13 protein-coding genes and 2 pseudogenes are annotated in these 13983 nt (G+C 58.3%); 11 read left to right on the forward strand and 4 right to left on the reverse strand.

Features of this window, described 5'->3' with window-relative positions; genetic code table 11:
* A partial coding sequence (locus BS630_RS03545; protein ID WP_425351701.1) for a DUF7256 domain-containing protein occupies window positions 1–297 on the reverse strand: 297 nt, incomplete at its 3' end.
* A 374-nt stretch (window positions 298–671) separates the two neighbouring features.
* Between BS630_RS03545 and BS630_RS03550 the strand changes: the two genes are divergently transcribed.
* From BS630_RS03550 to BS630_RS03590, 9 genes and pseudogenes are all read left to right on the forward strand, one after another.
* Window positions 672–2252, forward strand: coding sequence for an MASE4 domain-containing protein (locus BS630_RS03550; RefSeq protein ID WP_077976300.1), 1581 nt, complete (start codon window positions 672–674; stop codon window positions 2250–2252).
* 12 nt (window positions 2253–2264) lie between these two features.
* Window positions 2265–2909, forward strand: a complete 645-nt coding sequence (locus BS630_RS03555; RefSeq protein ID WP_077976301.1) for a response regulator transcription factor — start codon at window positions 2265–2267, stop codon at window positions 2907–2909.
* Window positions 2910–3004: 95 nt separating this feature from the next.
* On the forward strand, window positions 3005–3391 hold the full coding sequence (locus BS630_RS03560) for a response regulator (RefSeq protein ID WP_077976302.1): 387 nt from the start codon (window positions 3005–3007) through the stop codon (window positions 3389–3391).
* A gap of 237 nt (window positions 3392–3628) precedes the next feature.
* Window positions 3629–4984, forward strand: a complete 1356-nt coding sequence (locus BS630_RS03565; RefSeq protein WP_077976303.1) for an epoxide hydrolase family protein — start codon at window positions 3629–3631, stop codon at window positions 4982–4984.
* A gap of 83 nt (window positions 4985–5067) precedes the next feature.
* Window positions 5068–5496: a DUF6130 family protein gene (locus BS630_RS03570; protein ID WP_077976304.1), complete on the forward strand. Its 429-nt coding sequence runs from the start codon at window positions 5068–5070 to the stop codon at window positions 5494–5496.
* A complete protein-coding gene (locus tag BS630_RS03575) occupies window positions 5493–6773 on the forward strand; it encodes an epoxide hydrolase family protein (RefSeq protein WP_077976305.1) in 1281 nt (426 codons plus the stop codon). The genes BS630_RS03570 and BS630_RS03575 overlap by 4 nt, the downstream gene beginning before the upstream one ends.
* A gap of 114 nt (window positions 6774–6887) precedes the next feature.
* Window positions 6888–7520, forward strand: a complete 633-nt coding sequence (locus BS630_RS03580; protein WP_077976306.1) for a VOC family protein — start codon at window positions 6888–6890, stop codon at window positions 7518–7520.
* A gap of 396 nt (window positions 7521–7916) precedes the next feature.
* Entirely contained in the window at window positions 7917–8630 is a 714-nt protein-coding gene (locus BS630_RS03585; RefSeq protein WP_077976307.1) for an SDR family oxidoreductase, read from the forward strand.
* Between the two features lie 18 nt (window positions 8631–8648).
* Window positions 8649–9093, forward strand: a pseudogene (locus BS630_RS03590) (SOS response-associated peptidase family protein); the annotation flags it as partial.
* Between the two features lie 292 nt (window positions 9094–9385).
* Here BS630_RS03590 and BS630_RS03595 read toward each other — a convergent pair.
* The 3 genes and pseudogenes from BS630_RS03595 to BS630_RS03605 form a co-directional block, all read right to left on the reverse strand.
* Window positions 9386–9711, reverse strand: a pseudogene (locus tag BS630_RS03595) (hypothetical protein).
* Between the two features lie 115 nt (window positions 9712–9826).
* Entirely contained in the window at window positions 9827–10609 is a 783-nt protein-coding gene (locus tag BS630_RS03600) for a DUF4037 domain-containing protein (RefSeq protein WP_077976308.1), read from the reverse strand.
* 7 nt (window positions 10610–10616) lie between these two features.
* Entirely contained in the window at window positions 10617–11549 is a 933-nt protein-coding gene (locus BS630_RS03605) for a sterol desaturase family protein (protein ID WP_077976309.1), read from the reverse strand.
* 1393 nt (window positions 11550–12942) lie between these two features.
* Here BS630_RS03605 and BS630_RS03610 point away from each other — a divergent pair.
* Both BS630_RS03610 and BS630_RS03615 read left to right on the forward strand, forming a co-directional pair.
* Window positions 12943–13389 (forward strand): helix-turn-helix domain-containing protein, encoded by a 447-nt coding sequence (locus BS630_RS03610; RefSeq protein WP_077976310.1) that lies wholly within the window; start codon window positions 12943–12945, stop codon window positions 13387–13389.
* On the forward strand, window positions 13379–13960 hold the full coding sequence (locus tag BS630_RS03615) for a PIN domain-containing protein (RefSeq protein ID WP_077976311.1): 582 nt from the start codon (window positions 13379–13381) through the stop codon (window positions 13958–13960). The genes BS630_RS03610 and BS630_RS03615 overlap by 11 nt, the downstream gene beginning before the upstream one ends.
* Window positions 13961–13983 lie beyond the last annotated feature (23 nt).

Here is a 13983-nt window from a genome sequence, read left to right on the forward strand (position 1 = left end):
CCAGCCATACTTCTCCCGCTCGTCCGAGATGCGCTCGACACCGGGATAAAGCCGATGCAGCTCTTCGGCCGGCATTCCCATTCTGACGCCATGGATAGGGGGAAGTTCGAAGGGGGCGCGGAAATGAACCTCGCCGAGCCTGCCATCGGCGGTAATGCGCGTGCCAAATTCCTCGATATGCAAATGGCCTTCCGCCTGTAGGCTCGGCTCCTTCCAGCTCTTCCCCAAAGCCGCCTTCAGCTCCTCCACGGATAAGCCCGGCTGCATCGGCGCCAATCTCGCATTGTCTATCGGCATGCGCGTCCTCTCTCGCTGACCGTCCCGCGCAAGAGATAGGACGGGTCGGAGACAGGGCAATGACGTAGGGGAGCCCATTTCACGCGCAATTGCGGCAACAAAATACGAGCCGCCGCTCAATCTGGAGACTCACCTAGGCTGATATGGCATGCCCGAGGGGCATTTTATCAGCAGGCCCACAAAGTTGCCGTTCGACGAGCGTGCCATCGAACGCGTAGGTGGCACCCGCAAAGATAATCTCGTTTGTGTGCAGCTCGCCGCGGGTGGTAGAATGACAGAGGGATCAAGGAAAATACCTTAATGATATTCTGAACGTGACGACTTTCGTGCCGCGCGCTGCAGCCGCGGCGAAAAGTATTCAATGGAGAACAGCCGTGAACACGTCGGAGGAAGATTTCTTTGTCCTCTCAGAGCTGTCCCCAGGTTCAGCGCAGAAGTGGCTCGCTCTCGCTGTCGTTTTCGGCCTACTAGTTCTCGTATTCATCGCCGCCGGAGTACTCTCGAACGTGCAGCCGCACCGGATTGACGCCTTCGTCCCGGCCTACACGACGGCGATGTTCGTGAGCGACTCGATTACTGCGATCCTGCTGTTTGCCCAGTTCTCCATTCTCCGCTCGCGCGCCATCCTCGTGATCGCGAGCGGCTATGTTTTCACGGCTCTTATCCTCATTCCGTGGATCCTGGCGTTTCCAGGTGTATTCGTGCCCGGTAGGGGTCTTATTGGCGGCCTGCAGAGCACATCCTGGCTCTACTTTTCTTGGCACGCCGGTTTTTCCATGTTCGTAATCGGATACGCATTGCTAAAGGAAGCGGAGCCCGACAACCGGTTCTGGCGAGGCTCGGCGGGTGCGGCGATAGCAATAAGTGTCGCCTTGACAGCACTGGTCGTGTTGGCTGCGGTGTATCTCTGCGTAGGTCTTAATGCGATTTTGCCCCGCGTGGTGCTGGATTCCCTCCGCCTTAGCCCGCTCTGGCCTTATGTCGGGGCACCCGTCGCACTGGTAAGTGTCGCGGCCCTCGTCCTGCTTTGGATCAGGCAACGCTCGATGCTCGATCTGTGGTTGATGGTCGTCATGTCCCTGTACGCGATAGAGATACCCCTAAGTTACTACCCTACACCGGTCCGCTTCAGCATTGGCTGGTATGCTGTTCGGATCATCGGATTCATTTCGAGTAGTCTCGTCCTGATTGTCATGCTGTACGAAATAACGACGCTTTACGCACGGCTTCTCGCAGCGGTTCGTGCCCGGCGTCAGGAGCGCGAGGCGCGATTGGTAACCGGAGATGCAGTTGCCGCCACAGTTGCTCATGAAGTCAAGCAACCCCTGTCTGGCATGATAACGAGTGCCGACGCGGGCTTGCGCTTTCTCAATCGCTCATCGCCCGATCTGGAGGAAGCGAAGGAGGCGTTCACGCAGATAGTCGCCGGCGGCCATCGTGCGGCAGCGGTGATTGAAGGTATTAGAACAATCTTCAAGAAGGAAGACCGAAAGCGAGCGTCGCTCGACCTCAATGACCTTATCCGGGAAACCCTCGCCCTCATGCGAGGGGATCTGGTCAAACACCGGATACTGGTTAGAGCTGTGATAGATGAACAACTGCCGGAGATAACGGGCGATCGAACTCAACTACAGCAGGTGCTCGTAATCCTGATCACGAACGCCATCGATTCCATGATCGAGGTTGGCGGATCGCGGGTTCTGTCGGTGGAATCCAAGATGCATGAGGATGGCCACGTAAGGGTATCGGTGGCGGACACGGGGGCAGGAATTGGACCGCAAGACATCGATCGAATATTCCACCCGTTATTCACGACCAAGCCCGAAGGGATGGGAATGGGACTGTCGATCTGCAGGTCAATCGTCGAAGCCCACGATGGACGGTTGTGGGCTGCCCCGAACATGCCCCGGGGGGCTATATTTCATTTTAGTTCAATTCGCTCTGTCTCCGCATGACGAGGATCAGTTGTGGTCAAAATTGCACCGACGAGTTCGCAGCCTACAAGTGATGTCGAGCCTGCTGTCTATGTGATCGATGATGACGCCGGAGTCCGCGACTCGCTCGGCCTGCTATTCCGTTCGGTCGGTTTGCGCGCCGAACTATTCCGTTCGGCGAACGAATTCTTGCAACGGAAGCTGCCTCCGAATCCGAGCTGCCTGGTTCTTGACGTGCGCCTACCCGGGCTGAGCGGCTTCGAGCTTCATGCCGAGTTGACGAGAGTCAATATTCAGATTCCCATCATTTTCATCACTGCACATGGCGATATCCCCATGTCGGTGCGGGCCATGAAAGCCGGCGCCGTCGACTTCATCACCAAGCCGTTTCGCGATCAGGATATGTTGGATGCCGTCACCGCCGCGATCACCCGCGACCGGACGAGGCTGGACGCCGAACGGGCACGGTTCGACTTACAAGGCCTATTTACCAGCCTGACGTCCCGCGAACAGGAGGTGATGGCGCTCGTCGCTACCGGCTTGATGAATAAACAGATCGCGGCTCACGTCGGCCTCAGCGAGATTACGGTTAAGATTCATCGCGGCCATGCGATGAAGAAAATGCACGCGAAATCGCTAGCCGACTTGGTCAAAATGGCTGAGGCGCTCGGCATTTAATCGATAAAAGGGCCTCGTAAACCTCATATCTATGTATGACTATCGCACGCAGGTGGCCCAGAGCATTGTACAGTGCACATTGATGGGCCAATCGCTTGCGTGACACACCAGTTATTTCGATCGTCGACGATGACGAATCCAGCCGTATCGGAACTGCGAGCCTTGTGCGGTCGCTCGGCTTCGTCGCGCACGCTTTTTCTTCCGCACGTTCGTTCTTGCATTCAGAGCAACTGACAGAAACCTCGTGTTTGATTTCAGACGTCCAGATGCCGAACATGAGTGGAATCCAGTTGCACGACGTTTTGCACGCACGAGGGTATAAAATGCCAATCATCTTCGTCACGGCCTATCCCGACAACAACGTCCGCACGCAGGCGTTTGGAAGAGGCGCCGTCTGCTTTTTGAACAAGCCTTTTGACGGTGACAGGCTGTCTCGCTGCATTGAGGCTGCATTGAAAAACGATGGCGGTGACAGCGATTAGAGCGTCGTCCATTGCCGGCGCAATCAGGCGCGGCAGCCCGCAAAGTCCGATCGTCTAGTTTCATTGAATTCAGCCGAGGGAAACTCGGACCTGTCATGGCGATATACTTAAGTATGAGCGCCATAAACGAAGGCGCGATTATGACCAACCTACGTTCGATGGATCGCGCGCGGAAGTGAGAGCACAACAAACGTGCCCAGCCGCTTAATTGCATCCGCGCAACGAAGGAGACAGATCATGTCCACGGTAAATCCGCCGCCAAATCGGCGCAAGTTTCTTGCCACCTCGGCCACTGTATTACTCGCCACTTCGGCAGCCGGAGCGTTGAACTTTACCTCCGTTCAGCCGGCTGCCGCGTCGGGCGCCGGTTCAATCCGCCCCTTCACCGTCAACTTCCCGGACGAGGAGCTTGTCGAATTGCGTCGCCGCATCGCCGCCACCCGCTGGCCCGAACGCGAACTGGTGACTGCTGCAGCTTCGCGGCGGACCTGGGAAACCCCGCCATCGGGCGATACACAAGGGGTGCAACTCGGCACGATGCAGAAACTCATCCATTACTGGGGAACCGAATACGATTGGAGCAAGTGCGAGGCGCGCCTGAACGCGCTGCCGCATTTCGTTACCGAGCTCGATGGGCTGGACATCCACTTCATCCACGTGAAATCCAAGCATCAGGATGCTATGCCAATTATCATCACGCATGGCTGGCCAGGTTCGATCATCGAACTGCTTAAGATCATCGATCCGCTCACGAACCCTACGGCGCATGGCGGAACCGCGGCCGATGCGTTCGACGTGGTAATCCCGTCGATGCCGGGCTACGGCTTTTCCGCCAAACCGACGCAACCCGGCTGGGATCCGGCGCGCATCGCACAGGCGTGGACTGTGTTGATGAAGCGCCTCGGCTACAACCGGTTTGTCGCGCAAGGCGGCGATTGGGGCGCGCTCATCACCGAACAGATGGCTTTGATGGCGCCTCCCGAGTTGATCGCCATCCACACCAATATGCCAGCGACCATTCCGCCCGAGATTGTGAAGGCGTTGGCTGCCGGCAGCCCGCCTCCCGCCGATCTCGGATCCGACGAAAAGCGGGCTTACGAACAGGCTGCCTTCTTTTACAAGTTCGGCCTGGGCTACGCCAACGAGATGGCACTTCGTCCGCAGACGCTCTATGGGCTCGTCGATTCGCCGGCTGGTTTGGCGTCGTGGATTCTCGATCACGACGCTGACAGCTATGCACTGATCGCCCGCGCCTTCGATGGAGAGCCGGAGGGCCTTACCCGCGACGACATCCTCGACAACATCACGCTTTATTGGCTGACAAACACCGCGATCTCCTCGGCCCGGCTCTATTGGGAACACCGGCAAACGGCGACGGCGGGCTTCTTCGACGCCAAAGGCATCACCATTCCCGTCGGCGTGAGCGCCTATCCGTCCGAAATCTACACGGCGCCCAAAAGTTGGACCGAACGAGCGTTTCCCAAACTTCTGCATTACGGCCGCCCGCCCAAGGGCTGCCATTTCGCAGCATGGGAACAGCCCGGGTCCTTCACCGACGAGCTGCGCACATCGTTCAGGACGGCGCGGACGTGAGGTGTCGGGCGCTGCGCCGGACGTGCGCGTCAACCTCAGCTTGGCGATTACCAGATAGCGAATCTCCAAAAGGAGAGAATGCAATGAACCTCCTGATCAAGACACTCGCCGTGCTCGCGGCTTGCACCGTCTTCGCCACGGATGTGGTCGCCCAGAGCACCGTCGTTCCCGTCGACAACGAGCCTGCGCCCAAGCTGATCGTTGAGCCGCCGCTTCCCGGTCCGTTGGCCAGGGGCGTCGTGTTCCTCCCGTACCGGGTGGAGAACGTGCGCATCCTGCCTGTGGGTGGGCCGGCTGCGCGCAACGTGTCTCCGCGGGTCGGACATCTGCACATCACGGTCGATGATCTGCCTTGGGCGTGGGCGGATTACGGCCAGAGCAACACCGTTATTCTGGTGGGCATGTCGCGCGGCCAGCACAAGGTCCTGATCGAGGTGGTAGACGCCGAAGGCAGCGTCTTCACCAAACAAGCCGTGACGTTCCACTCTCCGGGCAAGGAGATTCAGCCATGAAGTTCCACAAACTGGCGACCGCGCTGGCATCGGGGCTTTGCATCCTTTTCTGCCTGACCAACGCCACCGCGGCCGAAGATCGCTCGATCAGGCCGTTCACCGTCAGCATCCCGCAAGGCAACCTCGACGACCTCCGCGATCGCATCGCCGCCACGCGTTGGCCCGACCGGGAGACGGTCCATGACCAGACCCAAGGCATCCAGCTCGCGAAAATCAAGCCGCTCATCGAATACTGGGGAACTGGCTACGACTGGCGAAAAGCCGAGGCCAGTTTAAACGCCCTGCCCCAGTTCATGACGACAATCGACGGCGTGGACATTCATTTCATTCACGTCCGCTCGCGTCACTCGGACGCGATGCCGCTGATCATGACTCATGGCTGGCCCGGGTCGGTGCTGGAACTGCTCAAGACCGTCGGCCCGCTCACTGACCCAACGGCGCATGGTGGCTCCGCAGAGGACGCGTTCGATCTCGTGCTGCCCTCAATGCCGGGTTTCGGCTTCTCCGGCAAGCCGGCGGTCGCCGGCTGGGGCACGGACCGCATCGCGCTAGCCTGGGCGGAGCTCATGAAGCGCCTCGGCTATTCAAACTACGTCGCTCAGGGTGGCGACTGGGGTTCCCCCGTATCAAACGCAATGGGCCGCCTGGCGCCGTCAGGTTTGCTCGGCATCCACATTAACTTGCCGGCGATCGTGCCGCCCGAGATTGCCGCGGTGCTCGCCGCTGGCGGCCCAGCGCCTGCGGAACTGACCCAGAAGGAACGTGCGGCGTTCGACGCCTTCAGCATAGGCGCCAAAATGGGGAATAGGTCCTACGCTCAGATGATGGGCACTCGGCCGCAGACTATCGGCTACGGCTTGGTGGACTCGCCGGTCGGCCTCGCGGCGTGGATGCTCGGGCATCCGGGCTTCTCCCACTGGACCTACGACACCAGAGATCCCGAAAAGTCCCCGGACGAGGTGCTCGACGACATCACACTGTACTGGCTGACCGACACCGCCACCTCGTCAGGTCGAATTTACTGGGAGTACGGAGGCGGACGCAGCCCTGCTTTTGCTGGACCGGAGAAGACCAGTGAAATCGCGCTGCCGGTCGCCATCACGGTCTTTCCTGGGGAGAGCTATCAGGCCCCGGAGACATGGGCCAGGCGCGCCTACCCCAACCTGATCTACTTCCATGAGGTCGACAAGGGCGGTCATTTCGCCGCGTGGGAGCAGCCGGAACTGTTTTCCGCCGAGTTGCGCGCCGCGTTCAGGCCGCTGCGGCCATCAAAATGAATTGGATAGCGCGTGACGCTGCCGCCCCGCTCGCGCCCAAGACATAGGACGAGAACATTTGTCTGATCTCCATAGGCGAAACTCAAGCAAGGCATCCAAACCAAGGAGCTCCACATGACCGACAATCACGTGCACAGTGAAACTGCAACCGAGATCGCCGAATCGCGGACGGTGGACATGAAACTCGAGGTGGCCGTCATCCCTGTTTCGGACGTCGATCGCGCCAAGCGCTTCTACGACGGACTGTGCTGGAGGCTCGATGCTGACTTCGTCAGGAGCGACGGGTCCCGGGCCGTGCAGTTCACGCCGCCAGGCTCGCCGGGTTCCATCCACCTTGGTACCACATCGGCGCTCTTGCTCATTGTATCCGACATCGAGGCGGCGCGCGCCGAGCTCCTGGGTCGCGGTGTCGAAGTGAGTGACGTGTTCCACCCGGGCGCCGGCCCAGATGGCCGCCTCACCGGCCTGGATCCCGAGCGGCGCAGCTACGCCTCATTCGCCTCGTTCAGCGACCCGGACGGCAACGGCTGGCTGCTCCAAGAGGTCACCGCACGACTGCCTGGCCGCGTGGACACGGACGTCACGACGTTCAACTCGTCGACCGAGCTCGCCGCCGCACTGCGACGCGCGGGCGCCGCCCACGGCGAGCATGAGAAGCGGACGGGCGGCCAACGTGATGAGAAGTGGCCAGACTGGTACGCCGAATACTTGGTGGCGGAGCAGGCCGGCGAAGCGCCTCCATCTTGACCAGTTCGGTGGACGTCTTTGCGTTCACGTTCCGTGATCGCCTGTGCAGCCATAGAGGTTCCTAGATGCATTTGGCGGAACGAGATCAACCAAGATCGCCGCCGGCTTTTTGCGGCCCCGATGGGTGTCGTCACCTACTCGCTCGTCCACTCGCTCCGCAGCAGCACAGCACGCGACCGAAAAGCCTTGAAGCATAGCCGACGCCCGCGAGCTGAGCGTCGGCTATGTGGCCTGCCCAAGGACCGCCGCGGACGCTTGTCGAGGTTGTCATCGGTACTGATGGTTATTAGCCCGCCCCACGGGGCCGTCGCTCGCAAAATAAGAAGAGAAGATATCTTGGCGGGGAGTTTGAACCGCTTCAGCACGATTTGGTCCCGTCCAACGGAGAAAACGAAAATGATGATTAAAGATTCGGTGCTGTTCATAACAGGCGCTAATCGCGGACTAGGTTTGGCGTTTGCTGAGGAAGCTCTTAAACGCGGCGCCAAGAAGGTCTACGCCGGCGTGCGGCATCCCACTGGTGCGACTCGGCCCGGTATCATGCAGGTCAGACTGGATGTAACCGATCGTGGCTCGATAGCCGACGCCGCGAACCAATGCCGCGATGTTGCCTTGCTGGTCAACAATGCCGGTATTGCCCGTTTGAACAGCAACATCCTTGACCCGAGTATGATCGACAGCGCGCGGGAAATCTTCGAGACAAACTACTTCGGAATGATCGCTGTCAGCCAAGCATTCGCTCCGACCCTTGCGAGGAACGGTGGTGGAGCGATTATCAACGTCTTGTCTGACGCCACTTGGTACGCACGGCCTATGCTTGCCGGATATTCCGCTTCGAAGTCCGCAGCTTGGAGCTTCACAAATGCCTTGCGTATCGAACTGCGCAACCAGAAGACAGCAGTGCTTGGCCTGCATGTGAGCTTCATGGATACCGACATGACCCATGGGTTCGACATGAAGAAAATCAGCCCACAGCAGGCTGCTGAAGCAGCCTTGATCGGCCTTGAGGCTAACCAAGAAGAGGTTCTCGCTGACGATTTCACAAAAGAGGCTAAGCGAAGCCTCTCCGGGGAAAAGCCAATATATCTCGATCCGCCGCCGCTGGGCTGACTGACATCTGCGCCAACACGACGATGGTTTGGCGTCGAAAACAGATGCCTCGTCCCGGTCACCAGTTTCGCGGAGCCGGATCCGCCAGGAGCAGGGCGGCAACGTGCCGAATGCCTGGTTCGCCCGCGACGAAAGTAAGCCGCTGATGTTCTTTGCCGGCCTCCATGTGCCGCAATGGCAGAGTGTCCGAAAGGTCAGGGACGGGCTGACGACCGACGACCTCTATGGCTTCTTGACCACGGATCCCAACGACCTGGTGAAGCCGATCCATGGCAAGGCGATGCCCGTCCTTTTGCTGACCAAGGAAGAGACCGACACCTGGATGCGGGCGCCCTGGGAAGAGGCGAAGGAACTGGCCCAGCCGTTACCGAATGACGCGCCGATCATTTCCTCACGCGAACCGTACGGATCAACGATCGTTTCGAAATCCGGAGAGCCGGTGGAACAGGGCAGTCTGCTTTGACCCTGAATTCAGAGCATGGACGTATCGGAAACGAAAAAACCTGCCGCGGGAGGAGGTGCGGCAGGCTTTTCCAAAGATTGAACAACGGCTGGGAGGAGGAGTGCCGTTGTTCCGTCAGGCTCCCCTTGGGAGGAGGAGTGGGTCGCCTGAAACACGAAGCTCTGCGGGAGGGGGTGCATTGCTTCGTTGAGCCGAAGATATCAGAGGCTGTCCCGACCGCCAGCGCTCAGATCGCAGCGCAGCCATGCGTTTGTTGCAATGCAATATAATTCCTGTGCTCATTTTTCGACCATTATGGGCGTGACGCGGCGTTCGCTGTGCTGGGTTCGAAACCGAGAACGAATTCGATCACCTTGGCGGAGGACATTTCGCACGGCTTCAGTATCGACCCCGGTCCAGCCAATCGATAGAGGTTGAAGCTGACGATATCGGTTCCGCCAGGCTCCACGCGTTAAAGCCAGGTTCGTTTGCCATCCTCAGACCGGTTGACGGTCACGCCCCATGCTCGATACCAAAATATCCGTCGACGTAGCCGTCCGGCAAATTCGCAAGGGCGTCTTCCAACGTCGCCTGGGTTGATGGAGGTGTCTTGCGGTTGGCGGTCATGGTGCCAGGCATTCGTCGCAGATCCCACAGCCATCGTAGCCCACTTCTTCCCTTCTAAGTGCATGCCCGTCGAAGCCTGTGACGCTATCAGTATTTTGAGGAAAACCTATCATGTGATCTTCCCCGTTCAACCGGCTGGCGTCCGAGACGTCGTGTCTAGCAGTGCACCTGTGACGGCACTTGCATAGGTGGGAACCGCGGGAACAAAGTTGCTGCTGAGAAACTGGTCAGCACCTCCGAACTCCGGCAACATTCGCAGGTCTTCGTCTTTGATTGCAGCGCGGATCGCATCAAAAATCTTCACAGAGTCGATGAAACGATAGGGGCGGTCCTTTAGAGAACCTATTACCGGAGCAATCGCGCCGGGGATGCCCCTGGAGATTTGTAGTTCCGCCACGAAGCGACAAGCTTCCACCAGAGCGGATTCCCGCTCGCGCCAAGTACGGGCGGCCAGAACCTGCTCAAGTAATGGAGCGAGATCGGATGCGCAGGCAAGTCGCGAGAAGGCCGCACCGAACCACTTGGGATAAGGCGCATAGCGGCGTTCGATCAGCATTGCGAGCCGCATGATGTTTCCGACCATCCGCGTGGCGATAACGCGCGAGCCGAGTTCGTCGCCAACGTCCCCTGCCCTGCCGACATAAGCCCGTTCCTCTGCGATACGGCCCCACTGGGCGGCTAACTTGTAGAGCCATATATCGCGAGGGAAGTAGGCAAGCCGGGCACGAAGCGCATTCAATTCGCCGGCATCGTCGCGGAAAACCGCCCCGGCAGTCACCGTCAACAACGTCTGCTCCGAGTAAGATAGCCAGTCCCGCGCGGTAAGCTCCGTGGGAAAAACCCTTCCTAGAAAACGATCGCACCAAGCTGCAATCGTGTAGACCTCAACGCCGTGATCGGAGCCAAGCATACCCTCTTCAGAGTCCCTGGGTGGACGAACATTGGTCGGGTATGCCGCACTTGGCCTTGGCAGCTTGCCCCGCGCGTTGGAAGAAGCGGATTTCTGTGGCGATGCTTTCGCGGAACGGATCGGTTTGGTTGAAGTAGTCGCGGTCCAGACCGAGCTTTGCACCGTCTGCATCGCCCTCGTAATAGGTGCCGAACAAATGATCCCAGATCGGGAAATAATTGGCGAAATTCTTGTCGTGATGTTCTCGCACTCGGGAGTGATGGATGAAGTGGTCGCGTGGTGACTGGATCACGTATTTGCCAAACCAGCCATGCCAGGGAATGGCACTGTGCTTGACTAGACCAATGGCGCCAAAGGTGATGGTCACGACGGCGAATTCCGCCGTTGGCAGGCCGATAAGCAGCGCCGGAACGACCATGATGGCCATATTTATGGCCTTCTCCAGCGGATGCTCCCGCGACGAAGTCAGCGCGTTGAACTCTTCGGCTGCGTGGTGAAATTCGTGCAGCCGCCATAGTACGGGCAGCCGGTGCATCAACCGATGCTGCCAGTAGCTCAAGAAGTCTGACAGCACTAGGAACAAGAGAACATGTGCCCAGCCTGGCAGCCTCCCGGCAAGGTCCAGGTGGGGGGCATTCTGAGCAGCTTTGGTGATGGCATAGGACAGACCAAATGATGCGAGCGCCGCGAATAGCGTAATCATACCCGTCGCCTGAAGGACGAAATAGACGATGTCGGTGATTGTGGATTTGCTGCGTTCGAAGAAAACCCGACGGAACCTGGAATTGCCGAACCCCACATAGGTGAGTTCCACCGCGAAAACCGTCAGAACCAGGCCAATGGAAATGGCGAAACTGAGCGCCATTGCCCGACCATTCAAATAGTAAGTGTTGTAAAAAAAGTCTCCAAGCTTGTGCAGGCAGTACTCGACCAGCTCCATGCCGCTGCTCCAAAACGCGAACTCGTACAGCTTAGTCGTGACGATGCGCTGTTGCCACATTGCTCAAAGGACGATCAGGGCGTCCTTTTGGTATTACCAGCGGTAGAAGGGCAGTCCCGGGAAGCATGCAGGTGGCCGCCCAACGCATAGGAGACATAATGCTTGGGGTTAGCAAGTGATCGCTGAGCGGCCTACCGAATAATACAAATTGTGCGTCTAGTTGTAATACTTTATAATTTTGTTCGATCTCGTACATATGAGGAGAGGAGACCCTGTGGATGGCGTTTCAAATATGTCAGAATTTAATGCAATTTCTCAAAAACAGCGCAAGGTAGTTTTGCAGCGCAACATGCGTTAGTAGAAAACACCCCATTTTCCTGATCCCCGCTCTTGCGGGGCTTTCTTCTCCGAAGATTGAAAATTTGGGTGGAATGGAACTTTCTTGCATTCACCGTTTTTACTATCCGGATGTGCTGCGCACATTGCAGATCCGTCCTTTCCATACACGCACATTAGCCCCGCCACTGCGGGGCTTTTTTTCAACAGTGCGCTATCGCACGGGAACTAGTGCCACACAAACACCGTTACTTGGCTCGGATCGCGCAGATGTAGCCCCCTGTCTTCAACCGCAACCCCTTGCTTCTACGCGATCCTCCCTCCCCTTTGGCCAGGCCTCACCTAACGGTCGGTCCGGAACCGCGCAGGAACTTTTCCGACGCTTTCTTGTTGAGCGAACAGGATCGCATAGGTGGCCCCATACCGGGGCCGTCCGCTTCCCAAGCTTCTTACCTGTGCGATCCGTCCTTTCCAATTGCTGCGTTTCGGCGGGGCTCCTCTTTCAGCGTGGAATGACGGAACCTAGCCGGTCCTCTTTTGTTATATCGGCAGGAAAGCACAGGCGTTCCTCCTGTGCGATCCATTAACTTGCCCTGCCTCTGCGGGGCATTTTTTTGATCTGCAGCGAGCACGGCGCTAGCAATCTGCTAATCTTCAGCCAATGCCTCATGGCTGGCAATCTGAACTGCTGGGCATGCCGGCGGCCGGCAGCATCATCGTCCGCCAAGTGATCAGCGATGGCCCTAAAAATAATGGTACGTCATGGAGACGGCTAAGCGAATCTAAGGCGGTATGCGAAGCTTGTGTGCATTGCGCCCCCTGGAGGAACCCCCAAGGAGTGCGCGTGGCGTGCTCATTCACATCAACCGAGTGATCGCCTTGAAAGGACTCGAACATGTCGCGACGCGGTCAAACAGATTAGATATCTGATTTAGAGATGAAATTCTGAGCGGCTTCGATCAGACGCCAAATCCACCAACTCAATCTCTTCCCGCAACTTTCAGTTATTGCAGTTAACGGCGACGGGTACTATATTGGCGATCCAGGAGATATTGCCATGGCCAGCCAAATCGTTCACTTCGCCGGGCTGTCGGATCGCGATCGTAAGGCAGCTTCACCTCTGCCGAAACTGGGCGCGGGCGACAGGCTGGAACTTCATGTTCGCCATGAAGGCGGGAAGGAACAGACGCTCTCGATACCGCCGTCGGCCGCCGCGGCAGTTGAGGTGCTTTTGGCGCACATGCTACGCGGCGAACGTGTTGCCGTGCTGGCCGAAGACCAAGAACTGAGCCCGACCGAGGTGGCGGCTATTCTCGGCATCTCCCGTCCCCTCGTCGTCCTTCGCATGGATCGGGGCGATCTGCCATTCCGCTACGTAGGCAAACATCGCCGTGCTCTTCTAAAGGATGTACTCGGGCTGAAATCCAGGCTCGACGTCCGTCAAGCGGCGGTCGAGGCGTTTGCCGAAGATACCGAGGACTTGATCCAGACCCATGGCCTCTAAGCCGCCTGTCGCGGTCTATGATGCCTGCGTCCTTTATCCATTTCATCTTCGGAATGTCCTGATCCAGTGCGCCTTTGATGGCCTTGTCGAGGCGCGGTGGACCGACGATATCCATGGCGAATGGATGCGGAATCTCGCTGCCAACACGCCGGCTTTGTCCACGGAACGGCTGGAACTCACGCGTGACCGCATGAAGGCGGTCCTCCCGGAGGCGGACGTGGTGAACTATCGTCCGTTGATCGAAGATCTTAAACTGCCTGACCGCGACGATCGCCATGTACTCGCCGCTGCCATCGCTGGAAAAGCTTCTGTCATCGTCACCTGGAACCTCAAGGATTTCCCGAGGCGAGACCTGCGTCCTTACGGCATAACGGGCAAGTCGCCAGATGATTTCCTGGTTGACCTTCATATCGCGTTTCCCGAGGCGCTTCTTTCGAGTGCCAGACTTGCGCGGCTTAATCTGCGAAAGACAACTCCGACGATTGAGGGGTTCATTCACGCGCTTCAGCAAAATGGGCTGAAGAAATTCGCAACGTTGCTCGGCCAGAACATCAACCGCCTGGGCCGATAAGGATGAACCCGATCAACTTGCCG

Source organism: Rhizobium laguerreae (genome assembly GCF_002008165.1).
Classification (GTDB): domain Bacteria; phylum Pseudomonadota; class Alphaproteobacteria; order Rhizobiales; family Rhizobiaceae; genus Rhizobium; species Rhizobium laguerreae.

Excerpts from the sequence above, each read along its gene's own strand:
- BS630_RS03610 (WP_077976310.1), top strand. The coding sequence starts at position 12,943 with ATGGCCAGCCAAATCGTTCACTTCGCCGGGCTGTCGGATCGCGATCGT.
- BS630_RS03580 (WP_077976306.1), top strand. The coding sequence starts at position 6,888 with ATGACCGACAATCACGTGCACAGTGAAACTGCAACCGAGATCGCCGAA.
- BS630_RS03585 (WP_077976307.1), top strand. The coding sequence starts at position 7,917 with ATGATGATTAAAGATTCGGTGCTGTTCATAACAGGCGCTAATCGCGGA.
- BS630_RS03600 (WP_077976308.1), bottom strand. The coding sequence starts at position 10,609 with ATGCTTGGCTCCGATCACGGCGTTGAGGTCTACACGATTGCAGCTTGG.
- BS630_RS03605 (WP_077976309.1), bottom strand. The coding sequence starts at position 11,549 with ATGGAGCTGGTCGAGTACTGCCTGCACAAGCTTGGAGACTTTTTTTAC.
- BS630_RS03570 (WP_077976304.1), top strand. The coding sequence starts at position 5,068 with ATGAACCTCCTGATCAAGACACTCGCCGTGCTCGCGGCTTGCACCGTC.
- BS630_RS03575 (WP_077976305.1), top strand. The coding sequence starts at position 5,493 with ATGAAGTTCCACAAACTGGCGACCGCGCTGGCATCGGGGCTTTGCATC.
- BS630_RS03615 (WP_077976311.1), top strand. The coding sequence starts at position 13,379 with ATGGCCTCTAAGCCGCCTGTCGCGGTCTATGATGCCTGCGTCCTTTAT.
- BS630_RS03565 (WP_077976303.1), top strand. The coding sequence starts at position 3,629 with ATGTCCACGGTAAATCCGCCGCCAAATCGGCGCAAGTTTCTTGCCACC.